We start from the raw sequence: 26,318 nt of genomic DNA on the forward strand, positions 1-26,318 counted from the left end.
GCTTTGAACCTAAAATGGAAGGCCAACGGCAATGTTGAGGATTAGGTTTTCCTTTCTCCAAGCCTTACTCCGGAAATTGACTTCGTTAAAAACCCACGGATTCTTGTAAGTAACCTCACCTTCCGGTGTTTCAGATTTAATTTCTTTGGTGTACCAGGGCTTGCGGAAAGGCGTTGCGATGTCGAGTCTGAAAATCAAGTAGGAGAAATCAAGTCGTAAACCAATCCCGCCGCCGACGGCAATTTGTTTGATAAAGTCTTTGCTAATAATAGCGCTAGAATCATAACGTACTCTCTCAGGGCTGCCGAATGACCAGATATTTCCAGCGTCCATAAACACAGCGCCATTAATAATGTTAGTAAATTTCAAACGCAACTCCGAGTTGAACTCCATCCGAATGTCTGCAAAATTCTGATAACCTATAAGCCTGATTGTTGCTGTGTCGGGCGTATATGCACCAGGTCCTAAGGCACGTGCGCGGAATGCTCTTATCCCTGTGCTACCACCACCAAAATATTGTTTGAACTGAGGCGTAGCCATTTCTTTCGAGTTGCCATATGGTTTGATCGCTCCAAGCAAGAGCCGGTTTGCCCATTTGATTCCCGGGGTAATGGTCCGGTAATATCTAATATCACCATCTACTTTGACATATTGAAAAACGGGAACCTGCAAAAATTCTTTCGGTATTCCGACTGAGTCTCCGCTAGGACGTTTGGCAAAAAGGCTCAGCAAATTTCCACCGTAATCAATTCCCCCTGATAGAGCATATTGGTTTCTGGCAAATGGTTTAGGTGTGGGCCGATACGATATGGAATAGTTGGATCCCGCAATGAAATATTTTTGCTCAACAAGCGTGAATAGCCGTTCCACATCCACGGGGTTCGTATTAGGACTCTGGGCAATGGCAAATAAGCGCTCATAATTTACATTGCGAGGTTGAATGTAGTTAATTGAAATTGGAGTTAATGTATGTACAACCTCTGAATTTTTGCTCCAAATGTAAGCCCAGTCTCCCCGGATGGATGTGGTTGTGTAAAGTCCGCGTTGCACCCGGTTTTCATAGTTTATTGAAAGTACGGTTTTGGGCAGAGCCTGGCTTTTTTCTGGTCTAATGCGCACAAACGGAATAATAAAGCGCGGGAAGGACAAGTCGGCGCCTATACCGTAGCGAATGTACTCATTACCAATCCGGTTCGGATTTGCCTCCTGATTTCCACCTAGCTGCACGTCAAATCCAAAAAAAGCCTTGACTGCGAGCATTTCAGCTCCTCTGAATGTATTCCGGTTCCGCCAGGCCACATCCAGTTGCGAGCCACCCAGGTTGTTGGACTTGGTGCTCGCACTTATAGTGGTTTGCAGCGCTTTCTTTTTCAACGGTTCCAGATCATAACGCACATCCAGCAAGGCCGAATCCGAGCGTGGAACAAGGTCGAACTGATTTTTTACAAACTTGAAGTTTTGAAGGTTGACCAATCGTTGCAAAGACACATTATGCATGGTATTGGTATACATATTCCCTCTCCGAAAACCAATTGCGTCGTAAAAGATTCTTCTTTTATACAGATTGCCCGGATCTTTAATGTTCAGGCCACGGCGAAGCGGCTCGCGCGCAGCCGTTGTGTCGGCGAGCAAACTTTCCTGGCTTCCCGTATTTACGTAGATTTTGTTTATGAAATACTGCTTTAAAGAAGTTTGCGCAGTTTGTGGCTTTACTTCAAGGAAGATATTTACCTGCTGCGGAGCAAGTGTTGAATCCCTTTTTCCAATGGTGGAATCCACTTTAATGATCAGATAATCAGGATTGAAAAAATAATATCCTTTGCCTTTCAGTTCCAGGTCAATCCTGCTCCTCTCTGTTGAGATTACATCCAGACGCGGCGGTTCTCCTTTTTTTAACAGAGTTTTTTGTTTGGCTAAAATGAGATCGCGATTAAATAATGAACTGTCGCGCACCACATAATTGATCTCATTCATCACATAACGCGGCATCACATAGGCATCAAACTGGTAAATAGCGGTCCTGCGTTTTTCTTTTTTACTACGAACAAGCGTACCCGTGGCTTTTGAGCGATAATAGGCCTCATTATCCAGATGAGAAACCATATTGGATGCATTGATGTCGGCCACACGCTGCGTTGCGAACTTGGGTTCCTCTCCAAGTTTATTGCGAAACCAGCTGCGTAAGCCGCCCTCATCTTTCGGCTCACCAATGAAATACCACCACCATACTTTCCAGGGAAAACCCAGTAGTGTTTTGTTCGGCGGCGGCTTCACAATCGCTTCCAGTTCAGATGCCAGGCCTGATACATTAGGCTTGGTAATGCTGTCCGCTTGCACTTTCACTTTGCTGCCTACATAGAGACTTTGGCCTTCCGGGATATATTTATTCACTGAACAGCTGCTCAGCGTCACCAAAAAAACCAATATGCCTAATACACTATTTCTCATTTTTTTGTCTTTCGAAAAATTCACGCAGCAGGTCGTAATCTGCCGTTACAATAAAACTCACCCCTGTTTCAATAATGAAACCTTCCAAAATAGATTGATATTGATTTTTCCGGAACGCCCTGAATAAATACCGCCCGTCTCTGGTGATGGCATAGTCCAATGCGATGTTGTCGAAAACCTCATTAGAGCTGGCCGAGTTGCTCTGGCTTTCAATTTCGAAGTTTTTACCCACTGAAATTTTGAGGCGATCATTCAGGAATGCTTTGCTTAGGCCCAGGTTAAGGTCGGTCCGCGAACCCGTGGTTTGATCGGCTGTTGAGTTGACGCCAATATCCAGATCAACGCCTTTTACCAAATCCGATGCCAGGTTATTCAACTGATCGCTCAACAGCTGGCTTACACTTTGGCGTGCAACCGCTTCGGCACTCGAACCGAGATTGAAGCCGGGCGATGATTGGTCAGTGATAAATTTATTGGTAATCAAAAGCGCAAATGCCTGCTTGTTCATTTCAGACGGATTGCTCTTCATATCTTCCCAAAACCGCTGACTGGTCAGCTCGTTGGTTACTTGCTTGTCAATGGTTTCATCGGGCACTATGTTGAACGTGATGTTCGGGGTTGTAAGGTTTCCGGTTATCACCACCTGCACCTGAATGGGGACTTTGCTTGCGCCCTGAAATTTGGAGGCAATCGATCCCGGATCAACTTCCACCGTATAGCCCGCCGTAATGTTCAGTTCGGCGTTCATTACGTCGCCGGTCCATAACAGGTTACTTCCTTTCAGGATCTCGAATTGTCGTTTTAAGATCTGCAATGTGAGGTCGTAGGAACCTTCGGTCACGTCATAAGAGCCAAGCATGAAAAGCTGGCCGTTTGGCGCGATCCCGGTGTTGAGCTGTGCATTTCCTTTCAGGCGGATGTTGTCACCATTCAGCTCGTCGATCACGACTTTAAACTCGGACTTGTCATCAACATCAATGTCAAGGGAAATTTGTGAAGCAAAATCAACGGTCGTGATTTTGGCGGCAGCCGAATCTGCCACAGCAACCTGTGTTGAATCGCTCATATCCACAAACTCAATGATGCCTTTGGCTGCATCACCAGCTTCTGTTGCCCCGCTGGGAAGCACAAATGTAATGTTGCTGCCTGGATCCACTTTAATGCTGCCGTCCACAACCGAGTTGGCGCCTTGTCCTTTTACACTCAGATCAGCATCAACGTTGGCCTTCCCAAAGAACAGTTCGTTCTGTTTCTGCGTTGAATTAAGCACATTGAAATTCTTGGCATTAATAGTCAGGTTGTAACTGACGTTCGGAATGTTGGCAATGCTCACATTTCCGTTGATCTTCATCTGCTGGTTCACCGAATCAGCAATGATGAAATTGTTGAAATTAATATTTTGTCCGTTGAAAAGGATTTTTTGGTTGGCTAATGAGTAACGGGCGCCCAATTGTGTTGCGTTAAATGCTACATCATTGAAATTAACAGAGCCGTCCAGTTTTGGGCTGTCGGTGGCGCCGGTGATGGCAATGTTGCCTGTCAAGTTCCCCGTTGCCTTGTTTAATTCGCCGAAGCTAAATGCTTCAATAGTTTGTGCACTCAGTTTTTTGAGGTCCAGTTTGAAATCCATCGGGCTTTCGGATTTCAGGTTATAGTTTCCGTCCAGGGTCAGGTTATTTTCCCCGTTGGTAAGCGACATGTCTACACGGATCAGGTTTTCCGTTTCATTGGTCGATTTCAAGACCAGGTTACCAACCGGAATTTTCGTCACGGCCAGGCTGTCGATCGTCAATTCGCCCGTATAAACCGGCGCTTTCATATAATCGCTCAAAAGTATTTTTCCATTTAATATCCCGGTTGCCAATGTAGAATCGCGCGTGGCAATGCCGATCATCGGGCCAATGGAAATATTGGAGATTGCAATGTCGAGTGGGCTGTTTGGTGCTTCGCTGGTGGAATTAATGGTCAAGGATTGATCCTTGCTCTTAATGACGAAATTCTTAACATAAAGGCTGTCCGGTGCATAGGAAATGTATCCGGAAGTGTCAGTTTCCCATTTGAGATAATCCAAAAGCAAGCCTTCACGCAAATTCAGCTTGTAACGATTGTCTGCGATAGCGAGATCGCCCAGCACTGCATGGCGTTCCGTATTAACAGAATCCCTTACGATGAAATCGAATTTGACATCATTATTAACAATTTTGCTTTCCAGCGATGCATTCTGAATCCTGAAACTGCCGGTGTTCACCAAGCCGACATTGGCATTCAATGCGGCGTTTTCCTTTGTATTACTGAAATCAACGGAAACCCTTTCGGTTTGAATGCTGTCATAATTCACCATTGGAATGGACAGTCGCGCTACGATGGATGAATCCTGTTGGTTATCCAGCTTTGCTTTGAACTGGATATCATTCATTTCTTTCAGCGCAGGAACAAAAGTCGTGATCAGGGGGTGATTAGACACCGTCGCATTGAGCGTAAAATTTACCGGTTTGGTAACTGTATTGTAAGTAAGATTCGGTGCTTTGAAATGCTTGCCCACTTCGGTCAGCAATGCGTCCGCAATTTCTGTATAAACAAAATCACCTTTCATTTCTGCCTTCAGAAAAGGTGATTTAATCGTTGCCTGCCGTTGTCCGCTGGAATCCGTCAATTGTACATTCACCGAGTCGATGGTAATGGGCCTGCGGTGATGGGTAAATGTGAAATCGTTGATATCGACCGTTCCTAATGGGTTTTCGGGATTGGTGGAAGGCATGTCTACCTTAATGTTCCCTTTAAGCTGCAAGGAATCGGCATACAAGTTCAGTGCAGTCAGATCCAGCTTGTCAATAGAAACATCGGCTTTTACGGAAGGATATTCTTTGGAGAGATCAGCCTGTGCAGTGAGGTCCACATCAATATTCTGGTCGTTCATCGTTGCCGCAACATTTGCGAAGCCATTGTCAACATCTCCTTTTAATGTGAGATTGTTATACACGTAACCTCTGATATCCGCGCTGGCAATTGTTCCGTCCAAACTTGCTTTCATTGTTTTGGGTGCATAACCTACACCATCCAGGTCGGTCCGAAGCGTGAGTTTGCCCATTTGCTCAGGCGGTTGCTTCATTAGTTTACCCAGATCAAAATCGTTAAAAGCCAGTGTGCCGTTGTATTGAGCTTTGATGCTATCCGTAATGTTTTTCAGGTTGCCAGAGAATGTGCCTACGCCAAAGGATGTGTTAATGGTCGTTGTCATCGTGATGTCTTCCATTGACCCTTTCACTTTTCCTGTAATTTTAATGTCCTGCGGAAGCTCAATAGAAGCAGGCACAGCGCTGTCCGGCAACATTTTCATCAAGTCGTCTTTCGTCGATGAAAGCTCATTAATGGTCATATCCAAGGCCAGCTTATTGGCATCCGGCAGGCCCCGAATGCGTCCGTCAAGTGCCAGAATCGTTCCGTCAAGCATGCTGAAACGCGCTTTCGAAATGAGCATATCATCCACTGAGCCGGTTACAAGCCCGGAGCCTTTCAGCATTCCGTTTGGTTCTTTACTGAATGGCGGCGTTTTGGCCAGATCCGGCACCAAAAGCAGAATATCTGCAAATGCTACGCGGCTGTCGGTAAGGTGCAGTTTGATTTTAACTTTGGCAATGTCCTTGGCAAGTTCGTCCAGGTTCTTATATCGAAGACTTAACTCGTCCCTAAGCAGCGTATTGGGTGTTTTTACATACAAATTCCGCAGATAGGTTTCCTGCGCACCATACTTGAAATTGGTACGGAACTCCTGCAATTTAAAGCCGCTCTTTTCCTGAAATGATCCTGATTTGAGTGAACCGGCAATGTTTTCGGGAGAGAAAATGAAATTTTGTAAATCTATATTAAGGTCCTTAACATTCAAATGTGCAAAATCCAGCCCCTTGGGTTGAGCCGGCGTGTTGAAATCGTCGTAACGTAAGTCGTTGTTAACAAGCTTGATGTCGCCTACTTTTACGTTCCAGCCTGGCGTCGCTGCATCTTCGGTGGTCGTGTCTTTCTTACCCTCTGCTTTCGCCTTCTTAGCAAATTCGGCATATAATGACATTTTTTCAAGGTTCAGATTGCGAACATCCACATATTGGCTTCCCATAAAAATGTTGTTCACACGTCCTTCCAGCTTACCAACCGAAACGCCGTTTTTCAAGCCGGCGATTTCATCCTCAAACAGCCATTTAAATTCCCTGATATCAATATCCCCAACTTTAATGTCCAGCGAATCAGCCGGGTCGGGAACGGTTTCCGGAGTCGTTTCCGTTTTGAGTGGCTGATACATCCTGAGCTTGACCTCACTCCCCAGCAAAGCAAGTTTGGAGGGGTGATATTGAGAAAGTGTGGGATTAAATTTGTCAAAACGAACGAGCGCTGAATCAATGTTAGCCAGTGCATCGGTGCCTGTAACGGCATCGCGATAGGACAGGCGCACATTTTTCAATGAAATCTGGTCGAGCCGCATTTCTAACGGGCTGGAAGTCGTGTCGACCGCCGTAGTGGTGTCGGCGCTTGCGAAAGCATCAACAATGAACTGAAAATTAAAAACGGTGTCAGGTAACACCCTGTTAATGTTGGCATTAATGCCTTCCAACTCTACTTTGTTGATCCCGACATTGCCCTTTATAAGGCTGTACATGTCGAGATCAACGTAAAGTCTTTTTCCTGCAACCAGCGTATCGCCGTGTTGATCTTCAAAATAAACGCCTTCTAACAAGATCCAGTCCGGAACGTCGAAACGCACTTTTTCAATATTGACCTTTGTTTTCAGCTTTTTCCGTAAATATGAATTGGCCTGGTTTGTCAGAAAATTTTGTCCAAAGGGCGTTTGAATACCCCAAATCAAGACGCCAACCAGGATCAATATCGCCAGAATAACAATTGCAAATACTTTTAGTGCTTTCTTCATCCTTTTCTTTTATGCCCGGCCCGACTCAGGGCACGAGTGATAAGTTACCTCCTCCTATACAATTTACGCCAACACCTGCAATCACCTTCTGAATAATTCGGGGGCAACCTGGCTATTAATGGTGGCGGTTGATACAACCGTCACCGGTTTTTTATCCAAACTGTTGATCTCAACCAGTTTGGAAGGATATAAAATGCCATACCCAGACTTGGTATAATTAGACATATCCGTGGTTGTCTCCACGCCTGCCAAATTTTTACGTACTCTTTGCAAAAGGCCGGTTTTTGAATCAAAATAGAGGTTATATTTCACACCTTTGCCCTGCAATTCTACCTGGGTTACCGGCACGCTGTTCAATGTCTCACTTCCGACAGTGGTGGCAATTAAGCCCCTGCTCTTGTAATCAATAAACGGCGCGAGAAGCTCATACATTTCGAAACGCATATTTTGCTGTTCAGCCTGGCTCAGGTCCTTTACGTCTGTTCTCTGCCCGATCGGCACTTTTATCCACCCTTCATTGCCCTTCACTGTGTAAACGAAGCTCCGTTTCATGATGGTTTTCGATTTCGAAATGGATTGGTCGGGGATGGAGACAGTGACGTTGGCGTCATACGGAGCCGCCGAGGCAGCTGTGTAACTTCTTTTCAGGTTAATGGTTTTAACGCCGTCCCACAATGCTTTACCGCCCGTGGCTTTATAAAATTTAGAAAAAATAGAATCGGCAGGCAATTGTTGTCCAAACGAAAGGAAGGAAACAAGCAGCAATGCGGGTAACATGTTCAGTGATTTTTTCATGTCAATGTTTTGTTTTGGTATGGATAACGGATCACAAGTCTTACTTGGGAAAAACAGTTTGTCTTTCGTTATGTTAGATCAAGTATCTCCTTCAGGGTTTAATTAAGTCAATTTATTCCACTACCGCGTTGCATGTTTTGCAAAAACCATTCCACTAACAAACGTTACGGGATTTTAAAGCCATATGTGGATCGGCCAGCCGCTTTTTATACAACATGTCGTGTATAAAATGCAAAAGGGAAGAGTGAACACCCCTCCCTTTGATACTATAAACTGAATTAAAAATCAAGCATCATCTCCGCCGCTTGCACTTATTTTCCCAAAACGATACTGGAAAGTCAGGTTGACAAGCCGGTTTGTCTGCTGCCAGAGCGAGTTTTGTGAATATGTGGCCGTATTAAGCTGACTTTTGTAAGCTCTCGACAAAAATATGTCCTGCACGTTAAATGAGATTGTTGCCTTTTTTTCCAAAAGCTCCTTTCTGATACCCATATTGGCAATAAACACACCTTCACGCGTTCCCTGTGCAATGGCTCTTGGCCCTTCATAATTAATGTAGGCCGATGCCTTAAAATCCGCAGGAAGCGTTACAAATGCATTCAAATTTCCTGAGTAACTCCAAGTTCTGTTGTCAATCTGAGCAACTTGAGATACTATCTCACTCCGGTAAACCCTGCCGCTTCCATTAATTTTCAGCACTTCAAAAATGGTTTGGGAAAAGTCAGTTTCGAGTCCGTAGGAAAGCTCGCGGCCTACATTGGCAAATTGGGTTAATGATATGCCTGTCTCATCAATGGTCCTGATCCTGGTTATTGCATTGTTGGAATAATCCATGAACAAGGATGGTCCCCAGCCCCCGGACGCTTCATAATTGGAATAACCCATTTCGGCCTTGTGTGTAAATTCGGGTTTCAGGGATGTATTTCCGGATTGAATGTTTCGTGGATCCGAGACGTCGGTGTAAGGATTGAGCCAATCCGCTTCCGGACGTTGCACGCGGCGGCTGTAATTGAGCTTCAACTGTGCTGTTTCACCCAATTTCCTGGTCAGCGCAAGGCTAGGCACCAGCGTAAGGAAATGCACATTGAATGCACGGTTAATGCTTATTTGATTAATATCCTGGTTATAGTCCGTCACACGCAATCCCGCGCGCATGCCCCAAAGGTCTGTTTTTTGGGAAAAGGTCATGAATCCCGTGTAAGTCGCGTCTTTGTAGCCAAACACATTGCTAATGTTCGGGTCGAAAACGTAGCTTCCGGTTTCCTTTGACATATTGTAAAAGGCGTTGGTGTTGTCGTTCGCACTCATTCGCGAGCGTAAACCCACTTCCAAAGTTGCTTTTTTGCTGATAGGCCAGGTGTAGTCCGAATTGAGGAATAAAGAATGACGCTTGTTATCGCGCAAATTCTGCTGATTGCGCATCAGACTGTCGATCTCGCTTTCCTGGTTATAATAAGATTCGCCGTCCGATTCACCCAGTGAGTAACTGGATGTGAATGTAAGCTGATGGTCTTTCTCGTCGAACTTTTTGCGGTAATCCAGGTTAAAATTCAGGTTTTCACCATTCCCTTTACTATTATTAAGGCGGCTGAACGTTTCGGTTGCATTACCCGAAGAGAAGCTGGTTTCATTTAAAAGGTTGCTGTTATTACGGCTCTGGTCACGCGAATAGTTCACGCCTACTTCCAGTGAATTTTTATCATTGATATCATAGTTGACGCCAATCCGCCCAAAGGCATTTTTTCCTTTGTTACCGCCCGTTCCGTTTTGTTCGAGGTGGGAGGTGTTTTCAGAGATAAAATTGTCGCGACTCAGATTTCTTTTCCACGTCATGTTTCTGGATTGCCCGCTTAGCGAAGCGTTTACGCCTACTTTACCTATGCGATAGCTAATGTTCCCCGATGCGCTATGGTTATTCTTGTTTCCCAGACTTGCACGCAAACCGCCGTTTGTGCCGCGTATTTTCGTCTTTTTGGTGATAATGTCAATAACACCCGAAGCGCCCTCGCCTTCGTATTTCGCAGAAGGCGTTGTCATTACATCAATGCGTTCAATCAGGTTTGCAGGAAAAGATTGCAGAATGGTCGGCAAGTCGCTGCCGTATAAATTTGAAGGTTTGCCATCGATCAGGACGACCACATTGCCTTTGCCTCGAACTTGCGGATTTCCATTCTCATCCAGCGAAACGGCCGGCACTTTTTCCAGCAGGTCGCTCACATTGTTGCTGGTGGCCAGCATATCCTTGCCAATATTGACGATCTTCTTGTCAATGTCGTCCACGATCATGCTTTTCTCGCCTTTGACGATCACCTCATTCAGTTTTTGCGCTTCCGGAAGGACGGTAATGTTGCCCAAGTCCAGCAAGTTGGCCTCGGCTGAAACATTGATGTTCGGGACAAATAATGTCTGATAACCCATGTTGGTAACCCGTAGCACGTATTTCCCCGGCGTAACATTGGCGATGCTGAACACGCCGTTTTCATCGGCAACGCTTCCACTTGCTAATGAAGAATCTTTGGAAGCCAGCAACGCAATCGTGGCAAAACTGACGCCCACATTGCCGGGCGATTCCACAATTTTTCCGACAAGCTTACCGCCGTCTACGTACCCGTTTTTTGTGCCAAAAATAGGACTGGCAGAAACTTTGATAGAAGCAGAAAAGAAGAAACTGAGTAGAAAAAGGGCAAAAAAGTTAAGAAACGGAGTTCTTTTCACGGGTATAGGTTTTAGATTTTTATTAGGAGTTAAGTTATTTAATTGGTAATTGAGGCGTGTGTTTTGGATAAAACCGGGTTCGCTAAAAGCTAATCCAACAATCCAGGCAGGAACATTTTTAACGCGCAGTATATCTGATTAATTACATAAAATTATAAAAAAATTAAGAATATGGCAGACGAATATTCAAGGGGCGTCGGTACCAATCTTATTGGTATTAAAAATTAATGTTCCGATCTTTACTAACCAACTAATAAAGTCTGTTGTATGAATGTGCAATTTGTGTCAAATTCAAAAGGTAAGGTCACTGCTGTTCAGTTACCTTTGAAAGAATGGCAGGAAGTTGAGCGAAAGCTCGAAGCTTTTAATATGGCTGCCAGCATCAAGTCTGGCGTTGAGGAAATGCAGCAAATTGAAAAAGGGGAATTGAAGGCCAAAACATTGGAAGAATTCCTTCATGAACTTTGAGATAATTGCAACTCCTCATTTTCAGAGAGAGTTTAAGAAACTGCTAAAAAAATTCCCTTCTCTTCATTCGGACATTCTTACTTTGTCGAAAACGCTTCGTGATAATCCAATAACAGGGAACGAAGTATTCAAGAATTGTTACAAGATACGGTTTGCCATCAAAAGCAAAGGAAAAGGTAAAAGCGGCGGAGGAAGGCTGATTACTTACGTTCAGGTGACGAACGGGAGAGTATATTTACTGGCAATCTTCGACAAGTCGGAAAAAGAAAACGTGACAGACGCATACTTGAAACAATTGCTGAAGGAATTGCTCGCATTGTAACCGCTAACATATGGAAAAGAAAAGAGTTATCACCTTTTATCAAGATAAAAGCGAGCCTTATTTCCAGGCGATGCTGGATGGTATGAAGGAAAGTCCGGAGGAACGTTTTATTAAATTTTTCGAAAATAAAGCAAAAATGGACGCTTTTCTTGGACTTGTAAAACCCAAAGGATCTCGCCGTACACTCACAATTCAAAAACCAGAATGGATTTAGAAACAGTGGAGTTAGTCCAGTTCTATTAACCCGTCGGCCACAGGATCTTCGACGCTATGATTGATGATTTTCTGAGGTTGCAAAACGACACAGGTAGCCAAGTGAATAAAGGTTAACAAATAAAAATCCTGCAACCAACAGAGCCTTCTTCTGAAAGATCATATTTTTGCAGGATGTATAAAATTCTCATTTCCCCTATACTTTTCCTGTTTGATGCGGAGCGCATCCATTACTTTGTCTGTGAACTGTTACAGTTTGCTTTTAAAATCCCTTTTGTCCCTCAAATTTTAAGATCCCTTTATACATACGATCACCCGGACCTGGTTCAGGAAGTGGCCGGGCTAAAATTTCGCAACCCTGTAGGACTGGCTGCCGGATTTGACAAGAATGCCGAAATGGTGGATGAGCTGGAAGCTTTGGGCTTTGGATTTATCGAGATCGGGACGGTTACGCCGCGGCCGCAGCCAGGCAATGAGAAGCCTCGCTTATTCAGGCTGAAAAAAGATAAAGCGCTCATTAACAGAATGGGTTTCAATAATAAGGGTGCAGCTGTCGCGGCGGCGAAACTCGCTAACCGCAAATCAAAAATCCTTGTTGGCGGGAACATTGGAAAAAATAAGGATACACCAAATGATAAGGCGCTGGACGATTACCTGATCTGTTTCAGGCAGTTGTTTGATGTTGTCGATTATTTCGTTGTCAATGTAAGCTCGCCCAACACGCCCGGATTACGGGATTTACAGGAAAAAGAACCGCTTACTGCGCTGCTGCGCGAACTTCAAAAAAAGAATACTGAAAAATTTAATCCAAAACCCATATTTTTAAAGATTGCCCCGGACCTGACTTTAAGCCAGCTGGACGATATTATTGACATTGTAAAAGAAACCGGGATCGCTGGCGTTATCGCTACCAACACCACAATCAGCCGCGCAGACCTTCGGACGAGCCAGGCTGAGATTGAAGCAGCAGGGGCGGGTGGATTAAGCGGTGCGCCACTTGCACACCGCGCGACGGAAGTAATTCGTTACATTTGTGATAAGTCCAACCATGCATTTCCAGTGATCGGAGTCGGCGGGATAGGTTCGGCGAAGGAAGCCATTGACAAGAAAAACGCAGGAGCGAGCTTACTGCAACTATACACAGGATTTATATATGAAGGGCCGGGTTTGGTAAAGGACATTTGCAAATCATTGGTCAGAAAGTAATACACAATACCACTTCACGCATCCCAGAATTGAAGCTAAATGTCAGTAAATAAGCTCAGAGGAAATACTCAGCGCCAGAAAACAGAAGAAACAAGCAGTCCCGGTTTTAAGATATCATTGGATTGGGACCACATTTTTTCCAATCCGAAGAACATCCTGGCCTGGGGCACTTTTTTTATCGTGCTCGGCCTCATCATGGAAATTTCTTTCCTATCCTACATCATCTCAGGCCTTTCGGATCAGAGCGTAATTGATGGCCTGGGCCACGAATCCATCCGCGACGCAGGGCGACAAACGCGCAATTTCTTTGGCGTGCTCGGTGCCGTTGTTTCCCATTTTTTTGTTTATCGCTGGTTTGGTGTAGGCGCACTTTTGCTTCCGCTGGTGCCTTTTATTGCCGGTTGGAAGATGGCTTTTGGTAAAGAGCTTTTATCCCTGACCAAAACTACCAAGGAGGTCATTTTCTTTACATTATGGCTAAGTGTAATGATGGGGTACGTGGTCCTGATGAGCAATAAGGAAAACACATTGAGTTTCGTTTCGGGTGGCTTTGGTTACATGATCAACGTCGTACTTTTTGATTGGTTGAAATGGGGAAGTGTCATTCCGATCATTTTCGCACTTTTTGTGTTCGCTGTTTTCTTTTATGATGCCAAATCTGCGTATGAAGCCTGGCAACTGAAAAACGCCAGACCAGACATCGGCCCCGAAACAAAAGAAGATTCGGTGCCGGGATCAGAAGAGAAGGTTGTGAGTGAGCAAAGATCATTTACATCGGTTGTGAATGATACATATGACGACGAGGAATTCGTAGCCGACGAAAAAGCGGAGCCCGTAAAACCGGCTGTTGAGCTCGAAACCGTGCCGCGGATTGAAGTCGTTACCAATGCGGCTCCGGTCATGCCAATTCCTGTTACGCCGGCTCCTGCAACGCCGCTTAAATTGGAACTTGAAGTGGAGGATACAACTATTCATTCCAATGGTCAGGCAGATGAAGAGGAGTTTGAAGACGAGGACATCAATGCAACGGTTCTGCGAGAGTTTGGCCAGTATGACCCCATGCTGGACTTGCCGACTTACCAATTTCCAAGTATTGGCCTGCTGAATGATGCGGTGGATAATCAGCATGAAAAAGTAAGTCAGGAAGAGCTGGAAAGTAACAAAACGAGGATCGTTGACACGCTCGGTAGTTACGGGATCAATATTTCCAAGATCAAGGCCACGATCGGGCCGACTGTTACATTGTACGAGATTATCCCGGAAGCCGGGGTCAGGATCTCGAAAATCAAGAATCTGGAAGGTGACATTGCGTTGAGTTTGGCAGCACTTGGAATCCGGATCATTGCGCCTATGCCCGGCCGCGGAACAATCGGGATTGAAGTGCCTAACAAGAACCGGGAGACGGTTTTTATCCGCTCTGTTCTGTCCAACGAAAAATTCATCAAGGCGAATTACGATTTGCCCATTGTTTTGGGAAAAACAATTTCGAACGACATCCATATCGTTGACTTGGCAAAAATGCCTCACTTGCTGATGGCCGGTGCAACAGGGCAGGGAAAGTCCGTCGGATTGAATGTTATTTTGGCTTCGCTGATCTATAAAAAGCATCCGGCTGAGTTGAAATTTGTCCTTGTGGATCCTAAAAAAGTCGAGCTTACATTGTTCAACAAACTGGAAAGGCACTTCCTGGCCAAGCTCCCCAATGCGGATGAAGCAATCATTACCGATACTAAAAAGGTAATTTTTACACTGAATTCGTTGTGTATAGAAATGGATTCGCGTTACGATCTGCTGAAAGAAGCATCGGTTCGTAACCTGAAAGAATACAATGCCAAGTTTGCCCAAAGGCGTCTCAATCCCGAAAAAGGACATCGCTTCCTTCCTTACATTGTGCTCGTGATCGATGAGCTAGCAGATTTGATGATGACAGCTGGCAAAGAAGTGGAAACACCGATTGCGCGACTTGCCCAGCTTGCGCGTGCCGTTGGTATTCACTTGGTTGTTGCCACGCAACGTCCTTCGGTCAAGGTCATCACAGGTCTTATCAAAGCCAACTTTCCAGCTCGTTTATCTTTCCGCGTAACTTCCAGCATCGACTCCCGTACCATCCTCGATATGGGTGGCGCTGAACAGCTCGTGGGACAAGGTGACATGCTTTTGGCGATAAATTCTGAGGTAATCCGTTTACAATGCCCTTTCATTGATACAAGAGAAATTGAGGACGTTTGCGAGTTTATAGGTGCCCAAAGAGGTTACGACGATGCCTATGCATTGCCGGAATACGAAGGCGAGGATGCGTCAGAGGGCAAGGCAGACCTTAATCCGGATGATTTTGACGGCTTACTGCCAGATGCGGCCAGGCTTATTGTCACCCACCAGCAGGGAAGCACATCATTGATCCAGCGCAAAATGAAGCTTGGCTATAACCGCGCCGGCAGGATCATGGATCAGCTCGAATTGCTGGGCGTGGTCGGTCCGTTTACCGGAAGTAAGGCGCGTGATGTGATGTTCCACGATCTGAGCGGTCTGGAAGAACACCTTCGGATGAGAGGCTTGATCTAGCCATTAAACCATCCTGATTACAATTGGTCTAAAATTTGTAACAAGACTGTTTCACGCCCTTTATTTAACTTATTAAGAACTAAAACATTTAATATGAAAAGTTTCAGAATTAGTGCCTGTTTCTTCGCAGCAATGGTAATCTTGGGCTCGGCCACATCGGCCAGTGCTCAGGGAGACAAAAAATCGTCAGCCATTCTGGAAGCGATGAGCAACAAATACCAGAAAATAAAATCCTTCAAGGCTGTATTTACTTACACGCCGGAAGGCGGCAAGCCGCTTAAAGGAGAAGCAACAGTGAAAGGGACGAAGTTCAGGTTGAAAATGGCTGGTCAGGAGATTTTTAATGATGGTAAGCTGATGGCCACATACATTAAGGAAACCAACGAAGTTAATCTTCAGGATTTTGATCCAACGGCAACAGGCGATTTGGACCCAACAAAAATTTATACGGCGTATAAGAAAGGGTTTAAATATGCCTTTCTGAAAGAAGAAAAAGAAGGTGCGAAGTCGCTGGAAGTAGTGGAACTGACGCCGACCAAGAAGGATAGCCAGGTGAACAAAGTGCAGATTGCAGTGAACAAGGCCGATAAGTCTATCAACAGTTGGACAATATTCCAGAAAAATGGGCAGGAAGTAACTTATAAAGTGAATGATTTCCAGCCGGACGTTGCAGTTGCCGACAGTTACTTTGCATTTAATTCGAAGCAATACCCTGGCGTTGAAGTTGTCGACCTCAGATAATCCATTTAGTCATACAAAAACAAGGCGGCAGAATCTTTTGATCCTGCCGCCTTTCTTATTTTAAGCAAATTGTGCACTGATAATTAATTTACAGCCTGGTGCAAATCCCTGTATTTTTTGATCAGGTTGTGCGATTCAAGCAATTCTGCTTTCTGATTGGCAATGATCTGTCTGATGTCAACCGGCAGATCCGTATCTGTTGCTAATGCGTCGTCATAAGCTTCCTGGGCTGCATCTTCACCATATTCGCAGCTTTCAAGAACCGAAGTTCTGTTGTGGCCGGTGAATGTTGCTTTAATGTCCATCCAAACTCTGTAAATTTTTCCCGAGTTCGTAGTGCCTGTTTCGATCTCTCCTCCCAGGTTTATGATTTCAGCACTCAGCTCATCAATGTTCTGGCGGCTTTCGTTCGCCATCTTTTGAAAGATGCCTCTCAGGTCGAGATCCATGTCCTCCACTTCATTAATCGCTCTCTCGTAACCCTCGATACGGTCGTTGTTAATTTTTATCAAGTCATTCAGAACTTCAACAAGATTTTCATTGGTTTCCATAACTAAGTCTATTTTAAGTTTGTGATAAGTATCCGTTATTGACATCAGCCTAAAAATGCTGTGCCATCGTTAATTTGCATGGAAAAGATGTTTCAGAGATTTCGGGCTGAACGTATATGTAGTTCTTTTTGCACTTATTATATCGCAATACCGACTTTAACGCCTCCCCAGCGGTGTTCCATTCCGGTGTGGAATTCTTTGGTGAGAAAGGACTGATAATATTCCAGATAAATGCGCCAGCACTGAACAACCAAACCGAAATTGTCCTGAAATGTCACTCTGTTAATTTGAGAAGATCTCAATTTGTAAGGACTATTCCTCGTAAATAAACCTCCCTGCAATGCGGCGTCGTATACATGGAAACCGACAAGTGGCTGATTATAAATGTAGAATTGAATGTTCTTCCTGAATTTTACCGGCCGGTTTTCAAATAGCGCATTGAACTTTCCGAGGCGAACCGTTACGCCTGCTTGCGCCTTACTGGTTAGTGTGCCAATCTGCATTTGGGTCTCGGTGTTAAGGGCGACAAGATTTTTGAAATTAAAAAGCTGCTTTTGAAACTGGACTTCGTAATTGATGATTACATCGTTCTTGATCTGATTTTGCCAGCCCTTAGGATCGCGGTCGCCCGTCCACTCATGAATTTTCGTTTGCATCTTGCCAGCAAAAGCAGCTGGCCCGATCATTCCGGTGCTTAGTATAGCAACCAATCGTATTTTTTTGAGTGAATCAGTTGAAGTGCGAAAGGATTTGAGCATAATGCACCCGGCAAAAGGACGATCATTATATAAGATGGCTTCGCAGGAAATGCTGGTTGGTGTGAAGCCATAATGTTCAAAAGCCAGCCCGTAATGTGTGGACTGGCCTATGTTCAGCAAAAGTTTGTTCAGTGGATTCTTCCTCAATCCTGGCGTTACCACTTCAAAACTGTAACCTTGAGTGTAGTAATAATCGCTCGTAGCAAAGAAATCATTGTCGTAATGCAGCCTGACATATTTGTCTCCCGCAACATTCCGGAATGACGCAGTCTGGTCAATGCGCTGCGCAATGCCGGTTTTTGGAATTATTAAAAATATGAGAATAAGGATTTTGAGATCATGCGCCATACTTTATATACGCTATCCAGCCGTTTCTAGACCTGGTGCGCCAGTAAAGACTTCACATGTTGCTCGCTTTCCGTGAAAAGCTTCATTTCCTCCACCTGCTTATTGAGGAAACGCTGAATTTTTCCATTTTCATAGGCCCGGAAGACCGCCGGATGTACATAATATTTTTTGCAGACCGTCCGTGTGTTTCCCAGATGCGCCGCCACAACGTCCAGACAAGTATTTAATGTCCTGGTCAGTTGTCGTTGCGTTTCATATTTTTCCTGATGGCTGAGATATTCAAATGCGGTAACGGTGCCCATCCAGGTGCGGAAATCTTTCGCCGAGAAGTTGGAGCCGGTATATTTCCGGATGTAATCATTCACCTGGCCAGCATTCAGCGAACATCGCCCGCCATTTTCCATCGTGTATTGAAAAAGCCGCTTTCCCGGCATTTCCTTATACTGTTTTACCAGCCTCGCCAGTTGCGTATCCCTTAATGTGATGTCCTGTTTAATTCCTTTTTTTCCGGTAAACATAAACCGGATCGTGTTGCCTTTAACGGTCGCGCAACGTGCGTCCAAAGTGGTGATTCCAGAAGAACCGTGCTTCAATTTATACCGCTGATTTCCCACACGAATGCAAGTCTTATCCATAATTTTGATTACCAAAGCAATGGATTTGTCAAGGTCAGAACTTGGTTTGCGCAGATCGCGCTCAACCTGTTCCCTAAGCTGTGGCAGTGCCTCCGAGAATGTAAGCAGCCGGTAATATTTGGTCTGGTTACGGATCAGGTTCCAGTGCGGGTGATAACGATACTGTTTTCTGCCTGCCTCATCAATCCCGGTTGCCTGGAGATGCGTATCCGGGTCCTCGCTGATCCAAACTTCCCGCCACGCAGGGGGCAGCACCAATGCTTTGATCCTGTTGATCTGAGCTTTGTCTTTTGCCCTGTTCCCACTTTTATCAAGATAATAAAATCTCGGTGCTTTACCTTTTCTGATAAACCCAGGCGCATTACCGGATTGAATGTAATTCAGACCTGCCGCAGCGGCTGTCAGGGCAGGATCTTTTCGTAATTTTTTAATTTGTTTTGCAGTGATGACGGGCGCTTCTGTCAACGTTCCAACTGCTACGGCTACCGACATAGATTTGTACTGTTAAACTATATTCCGACTCACTATTAAAGTGATACCAGCCGTAACAGGACGCTCATTCATTGGCCTATGAGGAACATTCTACTCAATTTGAAATCTCTTCCACGAGCGGATTATCGGATGATAGGAAGAAACAATGTGAAGGTCGAACCCATTCCCGGCTTGGAACGCGCGGTGATCAGTCCTTTATGGTTTTCCGCGATTTTCTTACAAATAGCCAGCCCTATGCCGGTTCCCGGATATTTATTGGCAGGGTGAAGTCGCTGGAAGACGTCGAAAATCCTTGTCTCATATTCCTTCTCGAACCCTATTCCATTATCCCCAAAAGAAATGCTGTGAAATTTTTGAAGCGGGGAAATGATCTCATTGATTGCGCTGCCGTCAACAACATTCACTTTAATGTCAATCTCGGGCGCCGTGTCGGGATCGGTGAACTTGATGGCGTTGCTGATCAGGTTCAGAAATAATTGGTGAATCTGGAAAGGAATAGCCTTTAATACAGGCAGCTCCTGCGCATGGACAGTCACATGGCGTTCTTCTACATTGTCCTGCAATTCGTGCAGCACATTCTTCAACACAATGTTCAGATCTATTTCTTCGAACACCTTTTCCATGTTTCCCGCTTTGGAGTAAGCAAGAATATCTTCGATCAGGTTTTGCATTTTCTCTGCCGCCGAACGCATGCGCTCAACAGAATCCTTCACCTGCGCCGAAAGGTCCGGATCTTCCCGGTCGAGAACCTTCGATGCAAAAATCTGGATCTTTCTCAGAGGTTCCTTCAAATCGTGCGTGCTGATCCAATTGAGGTTGGCCAGTTCCTGATTAGCGGTTTTCAGCTCTTCATTCAGGACACGGTTTGCATCTTCCTGGGTTTGGATCACCCTGTAATTAATGTGTTTCTGCAATGCGTAGGAGAATCCGGAGGCAACATTAACCTCGGATTTGCGCCAGGGGTCACTCTGATCCTTCACCACCTGCATCCAAAGCTCAAAAGATTTTCTGGGCGACAGGCGCAGACCGTCTTCATTAGCCAACATTGCTTTGTCCGGGTTCCCGGCCCAGTTATTTGTCTCAACCTTCTCGCGCCGCATCCATATGATCCCGTCCGAACCTCCGGACAATGCATGATAAAGAATGCCGGCAGCCTGCTGGGAAATGGAACTGCCTTCCGGATAATGATCGCTCAGGCAATGCGTAACCAATCCTTGCGTTTTGAAGTTGTCAGCAAGGAAATAGAACAGAGAAATTAATGGTTCATCCGGTGGTGTGATGCCGTTCTTATAAAGTTTATTGTTCAGAAAAATGGCTGCGCCGGTTGCATTGGCCAGTTTCAACAGTGAATTATCATTATGATATTCCTCGACAAAATTTTCATTTTCATGGAGCTTGGACAGCAATTCTACCAGGGACTTATCCACCTTCTGGCTCACTTCGAACTCCTCCGCTACTTCCCTCACAGCAATTTGTGAAGTAAGAAAATGTCCCTGAAGCAATGCGGAGAGCCTTGTATAGTGGGGTAATATTTTCGGAGAATAATGGTGGCAGGCAATCAAACCCCATAATTTCTGGTTTTGCAAAAGTGAAATAGTCAATGTTGCTCCAACGCCCATGTTTTTCAAATATTCAACATGGATCGGCGAAACGCTCCGCAGGATAGATAGGCTGAGGTCCAGTGATTTATTGGTCTTCTCGCTTGCGTCGTCTATGGTCAGGATCGGGACAGGCGTATATTTTATGTCTGCGATCATCCGCAACGGGTTACGTATGTATAGCTCCCGTGCTTGAACGGGAATGTCCGAATGCGGGTATTTTTGCCCGGCAAAAGAGTCAAGATCTTCCCGCTTGCTCTCTGCGATCACTTCGCCATTGTAGTCAGGATCAAATTTATAGATCATAACACGGTCGTAACCGGTAATGGCACGCGTTTCATTTGCTATTTCCCGGCAGAGTTCAGGTAAGTAAGTTATTTTCTCCATGATAGACACGAAAGTCCGTGTCTGGTTATAGAGATTGGGCAAATTAACCGTACCGTCAGGAAACGGCTCGAATTCGAGGATCAACGTCTCATTACTCTTGTGTACAGTAGTGTTATAGTAAGTGTCATGAATATTAAAAACAAATGGTTTCGCAGAATCAATCTGTTCTGCCGCGGAATATTCTTTAAAATCTGCGGCTTCCTGTACACTGAAAATGTCAGCCAAGGTCTTCCCTAGAATCATTTGAGGAATGATGCCCGTGTATTCAAAGCTGTTCTCGCTGCAAAAATCGATCAGATAAGTCCGGCTGTTCACGCCGAGCATAAAGCCGTGCGGTTGTATGCTTCCTGGTATATGGATGGGTTCACTTTCGCAGTTTGTCAGATTGGCAAGATTGCGGTTCACTATGTTTTTGATATTCATTCTTACTTTTCAATTACTGCTTCGTCAAGCCATTTGTCTATAATCGTAAATGTGTTAACAGCTCCTTGTATTATTTCAGCACTTTGTCCTGTTCCAAGCGCATATTGGGCAAATGGTGAGATAAAGGATTTCCACATAATGCCAGTTTGCTCACCATAGCCCCAAAAATAGGAGCCTCCGTTGTCCAGGGTGAGTCCAAGCGTTTTGTTAATATGTTTATATAAAATCCGGCCTCCCAATGTCGAACCTTCCAGCACATACATTGCTCCCAGATACCCGGCAACGGAAGAAAACGGAAATCTGTAAACGGGCAGGGCTTCGATTTGGTTTTTTGTGAAACCAGTCGCCAAAAGATCCTGTGTGACAAGCTGCGAACGGTAACGCTGGTCCAGATCCGGTATAATGTCTGCAATTTGAGGAAATACAAAATTTTCGCAGCCGAGTGTGACCCCGTATAGCGCGGATAAATAGTTTTGATAATCAACCAGGCTAACCTGTTCATTAAGAATCATTTTCGACAAATCATTCTCTTCCAGTTTTTGGTGGCTGACCGCTGTTTGCTTCCGTAAATTTTGAATAAATGAATCCTGCTCGGAATGAAAATTAGGCTCTTCGCTCATAGAGACAACTTGAATTTCTGGAAAAGCTAATCAGTAATCAAAAATTGTTCCATCCAGGCAAAGGATGTTGCGTGAATTCGGAATAAAGGCACTTCTTTTTATAAGGGAGATCGGAGCGTTTTACTGAAACGCACCAATAAGTAATGTCGGGGGAAGGCCGCGTTTTCGTTAAAATGGTACTTAAAACAGAAAGTGGTTACTGACTTCTAAAACAAATACCAGGAACTTTTGCAACTGAATATAATACGTTCCCAACATTCGTTTGGCACAGTATTTTAACAATTCAAAACATTATCACAAAAAAATGAAATAGATTATGAAAAAGATAACATTAACAGGGATGCTATTTGCGGCGATGCTGACATTCGCTGCCTGCAACGATACAAAGAAGGAAGACAGTAAAGAGGTTGCCGAAGAGCAAAATGACGCAACATTGGATGATACAAAACTGGAAGATGACTCGGAATTTGCCGTTGCTGCTGCTGATGGCGGTATGCTGGAAGTTCAGCTGGGTGAGTTGGCACAAACCAATGCAGCCAGTGTAGATGTGAAGAAATTCGGTAAGGACATGGCGACTGAGCATGGTAAGGCCAATGAAGAACTGAAAGCGTTGGCGCAACAGAAAAATATTACTTTGCCCATGTCGGTAAGCGACGATAAGCAGAAAAAAATTGACGAACTCTCCAAGAAAAAAGGCGCGGAGTTTGATAAAGACTATATTTCCTTCATGGTCGACGACCATAAAGAGGATATCAGCGAGTTTGAAAAAGCCGCCGGAGATGCCAAGGACGCGGAAGTAAAAGCATGGGCAGCAGGAAAAGTGCCGGCACTGAAACACCACCTGGAAATGGCGCAAGGTATTAAGGATAAGATGAAATAATATCCGTTTAAGTATAGTTTAAAGAGCCGGAAACCTGCATTGGTTTCCGGCTCTTTTACATTCGGCCCATTGAATAATCAAAAGAAATCCTGAATTTGTGACGCAGGAAGGCTCTTTAACGGCAGTTTTTCTAAGTTGTAAAGGAAACATTTGCTAAATCCTTTCTTATAAGCTTATTTTGTCTACCAATTATATAGAGTATAGCTGATGCGTAAGAATTTTTCCCTGTTCCGTTCCCTTTTGAGCCTGCTCGCCATCATGGGCGCATGTGGCGTTTCCGTTGCCCAAACTGCAACCCGACCCAACATTATATTCATCTTTTCCGACGACCACGCGTATCAAGGCATAGGTGCGTATGGAAATAAGCTGGTTAAAACGCCGAACATTGACCGCATAGCACGCGAGGGAGCGCTCATGACTAACAACATTGTAACAAATTCCATCTGCGGGCCAAGCCGTGCTACGTTGCTGACGGGAAAGTATAGCCATATTAATGGTTATAAAAGAAATGACAGGACCAGGTTTGATACAAACCAGACATTGCTTTCCAAAACGTTGCAACAAAGCGGTTACCAGACAGCATGGATAGGAAAAATGCACTTAAATAGCCTCCCTGCTGGTTTCGACTACTGGAATGTATTGCCTGACCAGGGAAATTATTACAATCCGGATTTTGTAGGCCAGCCGAATGACACAACGCATTACACAGGCTATGTATCGGATCTGATCACGAAATTCTCTGTGGACTGGCTTGAAAAACGGGAAAACACGAAACCATTCTTCCTGATCGTTGGGCATAAAGCTACCCACCGCGAATGGCTCCCTGACTTGCAGGACCTGGGGGCCTATGACCATGTAACATTCCCGCTTCCGGCAAATTTCTACGATGATTACAAAGGCAGGACCGCGGCCATGCAACAGGATATGAGCATTGAAAAAACCATGCGGCTGAGACAAGATCTGAAGGTGGATGTGGATTACGAAAAAGACTGGGCATACAAGCGCTTTACGCCAGAACAGAAAAAGATTTTCAAGGCATACTATGATAAAATCGGAAAGGAAGTAACGGATAAAAAACTGACCGGTAAGGCATTAACCGAATGGAAATATCAGCGATATCTGCGCGACTATTTTTCTGTTGCCAACTCGCTGGACCGAAACATAGGAAAGCTGCTTGACTATCTGGATAAGTCGGGTTTGTCAAAAAATACAGTTGTAATCTATGCATCTGATCAGGGATTTTATCTCGGAGAGCACGGCTGGTTCGATAAGCGTTTTATCTATGAAGAATCACTGAAAACGCCGTTTGTGATCCGTTACCCGGGTGTTATCAAGCCAGGTAAAAAAGTGGAAGACCTGATCGTGAATGTAGACTGGGCTCCGACTGTGTTGAATATCGCCGGTGCAAAAATTCCAACTGACATTCAGGGGAAATCATTTTTACCCTTATTAAAAGACAACCAGACGGCGAAAGTGCCCTGGCGTAAGGAAGCGTATTATCATTATTACGAATTCCCCGAGCCTCACCATGTTTATCCGCACTTCGGCTTGCGTACAAGCAGATATAAGCTGGCTTATTTCTATGGAGGAGCTGATTCGTGGGAATTGTTTGACCTGGAAAAAGATCCTGCAGAGGGTTCCAACATTTACGGCACGCCCGGCACTGAAAAGATAACAGCCGACTTAAAAGAAAAATTAAAGGCGCTCATGAAGGAATACAAGGACGACGAGGCACTGAAAATACTGGTCGGCGCCAAAAGCATTTAATTAAACGGACTGTGTACAAAACAGAATATGACGCGATTGTGGTAGGGGCCGGTCCGAATGGGTTAGCGGCGGCCATTACATTACGCGAAGCAGGACTTTCTGTTTTGATTGTCGAAGCCAGGTCAACCATCGGCGGCGGCATGCGATCCGCCGAGTTGACGCTCCCTGGCTTTGTACACGATGTCTGTTCGGCAGTGCATCCGATGGCGGTGCTTTCCCCGTTTTTCAAGACGTTACCATTAAAGGATTTTGGCCTGGAAATGATTCAGCCGGAATATGCCGCGGCGCATCCGTTCGACGATGGGAAAGCAGCTATTTTACATGAGTCGGTAACCCAAACTGCCGGGGGGCTAGGAGGTGACGAAAAGGCTTATCTCAACTTCATGCAGCCATTGTTAGCGGATTTGCCCGGCTTGCTTCCCGATCTGCTGGGCCCGCTCAGGTGGCCAAAGCACCCGATCGATCTTGTAGAATTCGGATTAAAAGCGCTTCCTTCCGCTACCTGGACAGGCAAATTTTTTAAAACAAAAGAGGCAAGAGGACTTTGGGCAGGAATGGCGGCGCATGCAATACAGCCTTTGCAGAGCACCGCCACGTCGGCATTCGGGATAATGTTAATGGCAGGCGCCCACTTGGTCGGCTGGCCGATTCCCAAAGGTGGAAGCCAGTCGATTGCCAATGCGCTCGCCAGTTACTTTCTGTCCATAGGCGGTGAAATACAAACAGATTTCGAGGTGAAATCGCTGGACGAGCTGCCGGATTCGAAGGCGGTTCTGCTGGATGTTACACCGAAACAACTTTTAAGCATTGCGGGGGCCAGGCTGAGTGCTTCGTATCGCAAACGTCTGGAAAAATATCGGCAGGGAATGGGCGTTTTTAAAATAGACTGGGCGCTGAAGGAGCCGATCCCCTTTACCGCAGACGCCTGCAAAAAAGCCGGAACGGTGCATCTGGGCAACACATTTGAAGAAATAGCGCACGGTGAAAAAAGTATACATTATGGAAAGCATGTGGATAAGCCCTTTGTATTGCTTGCACAGCAAAGTCTCTTTGATCCCGGACGCGTGCCTGCGGGAAAACAATCGGCCTGGGCTTATTGCCACGTTCCCAATGGCTCGGAGAAGGATATGACAGCCATTATTGAAAATCAGGTCGAGCGTTTTGCGCCTGGTTTCCGGGACATTATTATTGAAAAGCATACCATGAACACTGTCCAAATGGAAGCCTATAACCCTAATTACATAGGGGGAGACATTAATGGTGGCATTCAGGATATCTTCCAATTATATTCCAGGCCTACATTGCAGATTTCCCCTTACAGGACATCCGCCGAGGGCATTTATCTGTGTTCATCGTCGACCCCTCCGGGCGGTGGTGTACATGGTATGTGCGGTCATCATGCGGCCAGGCAGGTTTTGAAGGATGTTTTTAAATTAGATAGCATTAGAGCAGAGCGCGTTAAATGAGTCAG

Annotated in this window: 18 protein-coding genes; 9 read left to right on the forward strand and 9 right to left on the reverse strand. The window is 45.1% G+C overall.

Annotated features, from left to right (window positions below):
* Positions 1 to 9: 9 nt before the first annotated feature.
* From tamL to MUK70_RS26935, 4 genes are all read right to left on the reverse strand, one after another.
* Positions 10 to 2,448: a translocation and assembly module lipoprotein TamL gene (gene tamL / locus MUK70_RS26920; RefSeq protein ID WP_234656816.1), complete on the reverse strand. Its 2,439-nt coding sequence runs from the start codon at positions 2,446 to 2,448 to the stop codon at positions 10 to 12.
* Positions 2,438 to 7,366 (reverse strand): translocation/assembly module TamB domain-containing protein, encoded by a 4,929-nt coding sequence (locus MUK70_RS26925; RefSeq protein ID WP_234656817.1) that lies wholly within the window; start codon positions 7,364 to 7,366, stop codon positions 2,438 to 2,440. Before MUK70_RS26925 ends, tamL begins: the two co-directional genes overlap by 11 nt.
* 81 nt (positions 7,367 to 7,447) lie before the next feature.
* The gene (locus MUK70_RS26930; RefSeq protein ID WP_234608392.1) at positions 7,448 to 8,161 is read right to left on the reverse strand and encodes a hypothetical protein; all 714 of its coding nucleotides are present in this window, start codon (positions 8,159 to 8,161) and stop codon (positions 7,448 to 7,450) included.
* Positions 8,162 to 8,446: 285 nt separating this feature from the next.
* Positions 8,447 to 10,876: a TonB-dependent receptor gene (locus MUK70_RS26935; protein WP_234656818.1), complete on the reverse strand. Its 2,430-nt coding sequence runs from the start codon at positions 10,874 to 10,876 to the stop codon at positions 8,447 to 8,449.
* Between the two features lie 267 nt (positions 10,877 to 11,143).
* Between MUK70_RS26935 and MUK70_RS26940 the strand changes: the two genes are divergently transcribed.
* The 6 genes from MUK70_RS26940 (at position 11,144) to lolA1 (ending at position 16,388) form a co-directional block, all read left to right on the forward strand.
* Complete coding sequence (locus MUK70_RS26940) at positions 11,144 to 11,344, forward strand: hypothetical protein (RefSeq protein ID WP_234656819.1); 201 nt, start codon at positions 11,144 to 11,146, stop codon at positions 11,342 to 11,344.
* The gene (locus tag MUK70_RS26945; RefSeq protein ID WP_234656820.1) at positions 11,334 to 11,666 is read left to right on the forward strand and encodes a hypothetical protein; all 333 of its coding nucleotides are present in this window, start codon (positions 11,334 to 11,336) and stop codon (positions 11,664 to 11,666) included. Before MUK70_RS26940 ends, MUK70_RS26945 begins: the two co-directional genes overlap by 11 nt.
* Before the next feature lie 10 nt (positions 11,667 to 11,676).
* Positions 11,677 to 11,880 carry a hypothetical protein gene (locus tag MUK70_RS26950; RefSeq protein ID WP_234656821.1) on the forward strand — a complete coding sequence of 68 codons (204 nt, stop codon included), beginning with the start codon at positions 11,677 to 11,679 and terminating at the stop codon, positions 11,878 to 11,880.
* A gap of 173 nt (positions 11,881 to 12,053) precedes the next feature.
* The gene (locus tag MUK70_RS26955; RefSeq protein ID WP_234656822.1) at positions 12,054 to 13,085 is read left to right on the forward strand and encodes a quinone-dependent dihydroorotate dehydrogenase; all 1,032 of its coding nucleotides are present in this window, start codon (positions 12,054 to 12,056) and stop codon (positions 13,083 to 13,085) included.
* Between the two features lie 39 nt (positions 13,086 to 13,124).
* Positions 13,125 to 15,647 carry an FtsK/SpoIIIE family DNA translocase gene (locus MUK70_RS26960; RefSeq protein ID WP_234656824.1) on the forward strand — a complete coding sequence of 841 codons (2,523 nt, stop codon included), beginning with the start codon at positions 13,125 to 13,127 and terminating at the stop codon, positions 15,645 to 15,647.
* Positions 15,648 to 15,740: 93 nt separating this feature from the next.
* Positions 15,741 to 16,388, forward strand: coding sequence for an outer membrane lipoprotein periplasmic chaperone LolA1 (lolA1, locus tag MUK70_RS26965; RefSeq protein WP_275975545.1), 648 nt, complete (start codon positions 15,741 to 15,743; stop codon positions 16,386 to 16,388).
* An 83-nt stretch (positions 16,389 to 16,471) separates the two neighbouring features.
* Here lolA1 and MUK70_RS26970 read toward each other — a convergent pair whose 3' ends face one another.
* From MUK70_RS26970 to MUK70_RS26990, 5 genes are all read right to left on the reverse strand, one after another.
* Positions 16,472 to 16,939, reverse strand: a complete 468-nt coding sequence (locus tag MUK70_RS26970) for a ferritin-like domain-containing protein (protein WP_234656825.1) — start codon at positions 16,937 to 16,939, stop codon at positions 16,472 to 16,474.
* Positions 16,940 to 17,076: 137 nt separating this feature from the next.
* Positions 17,077 to 18,045 carry a lipid A deacylase LpxR family protein gene (locus tag MUK70_RS26975; RefSeq protein WP_234656826.1) on the reverse strand — a complete coding sequence of 323 codons (969 nt, stop codon included), beginning with the start codon at positions 18,043 to 18,045 and terminating at the stop codon, positions 17,077 to 17,079.
* A 26-nt stretch (positions 18,046 to 18,071) separates the two neighbouring features.
* Positions 18,072 to 19,172, reverse strand: a complete 1,101-nt coding sequence (locus MUK70_RS26980; protein WP_234608401.1) for a DNA topoisomerase IB — start codon at positions 19,170 to 19,172, stop codon at positions 18,072 to 18,074.
* Positions 19,173 to 19,294: 122 nt separating this feature from the next.
* A complete protein-coding gene (locus MUK70_RS26985) occupies positions 19,295 to 21,580 on the reverse strand; it encodes an ATP-binding protein (protein WP_234656827.1) in 2,286 nt (761 codons plus the stop codon).
* 2 nt (positions 21,581 to 21,582) lie between these two features.
* Entirely contained in the window at positions 21,583 to 22,200 is a 618-nt protein-coding gene (locus MUK70_RS26990; protein WP_234656828.1) for a biliverdin-producing heme oxygenase, read from the reverse strand.
* A 316-nt stretch (positions 22,201 to 22,516) separates the two neighbouring features.
* Here MUK70_RS26990 and MUK70_RS26995 point away from each other — a divergent pair, with 316 nt between their 5' ends.
* From MUK70_RS26995 to MUK70_RS27005, 3 genes are all read left to right on the forward strand, one after another.
* The gene (locus MUK70_RS26995) at positions 22,517 to 23,080 is read left to right on the forward strand and encodes a DUF4142 domain-containing protein (RefSeq protein WP_234656829.1); all 564 of its coding nucleotides are present in this window, start codon (positions 22,517 to 22,519) and stop codon (positions 23,078 to 23,080) included.
* A gap of 258 nt (positions 23,081 to 23,338) precedes the next feature.
* The gene (locus MUK70_RS27000; protein ID WP_234657125.1) at positions 23,339 to 24,847 is read left to right on the forward strand and encodes a sulfatase family protein; all 1,509 of its coding nucleotides are present in this window, start codon (positions 23,339 to 23,341) and stop codon (positions 24,845 to 24,847) included.
* Between the two features lie 11 nt (positions 24,848 to 24,858).
* Positions 24,859 to 26,313, forward strand: a complete 1,455-nt coding sequence (locus MUK70_RS27005) for a phytoene desaturase family protein (RefSeq protein ID WP_234656830.1) — start codon at positions 24,859 to 24,861, stop codon at positions 26,311 to 26,313.
* Positions 26,314 to 26,318: the final 5 nt, after the last annotated feature.

It is taken from the genome of Dyadobacter chenwenxiniae (assembly GCF_022869785.1).
Classification (GTDB): Bacteria; Bacteroidota; Bacteroidia; order Cytophagales; family Spirosomataceae; genus Dyadobacter; species Dyadobacter chenwenxiniae.

Coding starts and splice junctions, on each gene's coding strand:
- tamL (WP_234656816.1), bottom strand. CDS start 2,448: ATGAGAAATAGTGTATTAGGCATATTGGTTTTTTTGGTGACGCTGAGC.
- MUK70_RS26925 (WP_234656817.1), bottom strand. CDS start 7,366: ATGAAGAAAGCACTAAAAGTATTTGCAATTGTTATTCTGGCGATATTG.
- MUK70_RS26930 (WP_234608392.1), bottom strand. CDS start 8,161: ATGAAAAAATCACTGAACATGTTACCCGCATTGCTGCTTGTTTCCTTC.
- MUK70_RS26940 (WP_234656819.1), top strand. CDS start 11,144: ATGAATGTGCAATTTGTGTCAAATTCAAAAGGTAAGGTCACTGCTGTT.
- MUK70_RS26945 (WP_234656820.1), top strand. CDS start 11,334: ATGAACTTTGAGATAATTGCAACTCCTCATTTTCAGAGAGAGTTTAAG.
- MUK70_RS26950 (WP_234656821.1), top strand. CDS start 11,677: ATGGAAAAGAAAAGAGTTATCACCTTTTATCAAGATAAAAGCGAGCCT.
- MUK70_RS26955 (WP_234656822.1), top strand. CDS start 12,054: ATGTATAAAATTCTCATTTCCCCTATACTTTTCCTGTTTGATGCGGAG.
- MUK70_RS26960 (WP_234656824.1), top strand. CDS start 13,125: ATGTCAGTAAATAAGCTCAGAGGAAATACTCAGCGCCAGAAAACAGAA.
- lolA1 (WP_275975545.1), top strand. CDS start 15,741: ATGAAAAGTTTCAGAATTAGTGCCTGTTTCTTCGCAGCAATGGTAATC.
- MUK70_RS26970 (WP_234656825.1), bottom strand. CDS start 16,939: ATGGAAACCAATGAAAATCTTGTTGAAGTTCTGAATGACTTGATAAAA.
- MUK70_RS26975 (WP_234656826.1), bottom strand. CDS start 18,045: ATGGCGCATGATCTCAAAATCCTTATTCTCATATTTTTAATAATTCCA.
- MUK70_RS26980 (WP_234608401.1), bottom strand. CDS start 19,172: ATGTCGGTAGCCGTAGCAGTTGGAACGTTGACAGAAGCGCCCGTCATC.
- MUK70_RS26985 (WP_234656827.1), bottom strand. CDS start 21,580: ATGAATATCAAAAACATAGTGAACCGCAATCTTGCCAATCTGACAAAC.
- MUK70_RS26990 (WP_234656828.1), bottom strand. CDS start 22,200: ATGAGCGAAGAGCCTAATTTTCATTCCGAGCAGGATTCATTTATTCAA.
- MUK70_RS26995 (WP_234656829.1), top strand. CDS start 22,517: ATGAAAAAGATAACATTAACAGGGATGCTATTTGCGGCGATGCTGACA.
- MUK70_RS27000 (WP_234657125.1), top strand. CDS start 23,339: ATGGGCGCATGTGGCGTTTCCGTTGCCCAAACTGCAACCCGACCCAAC.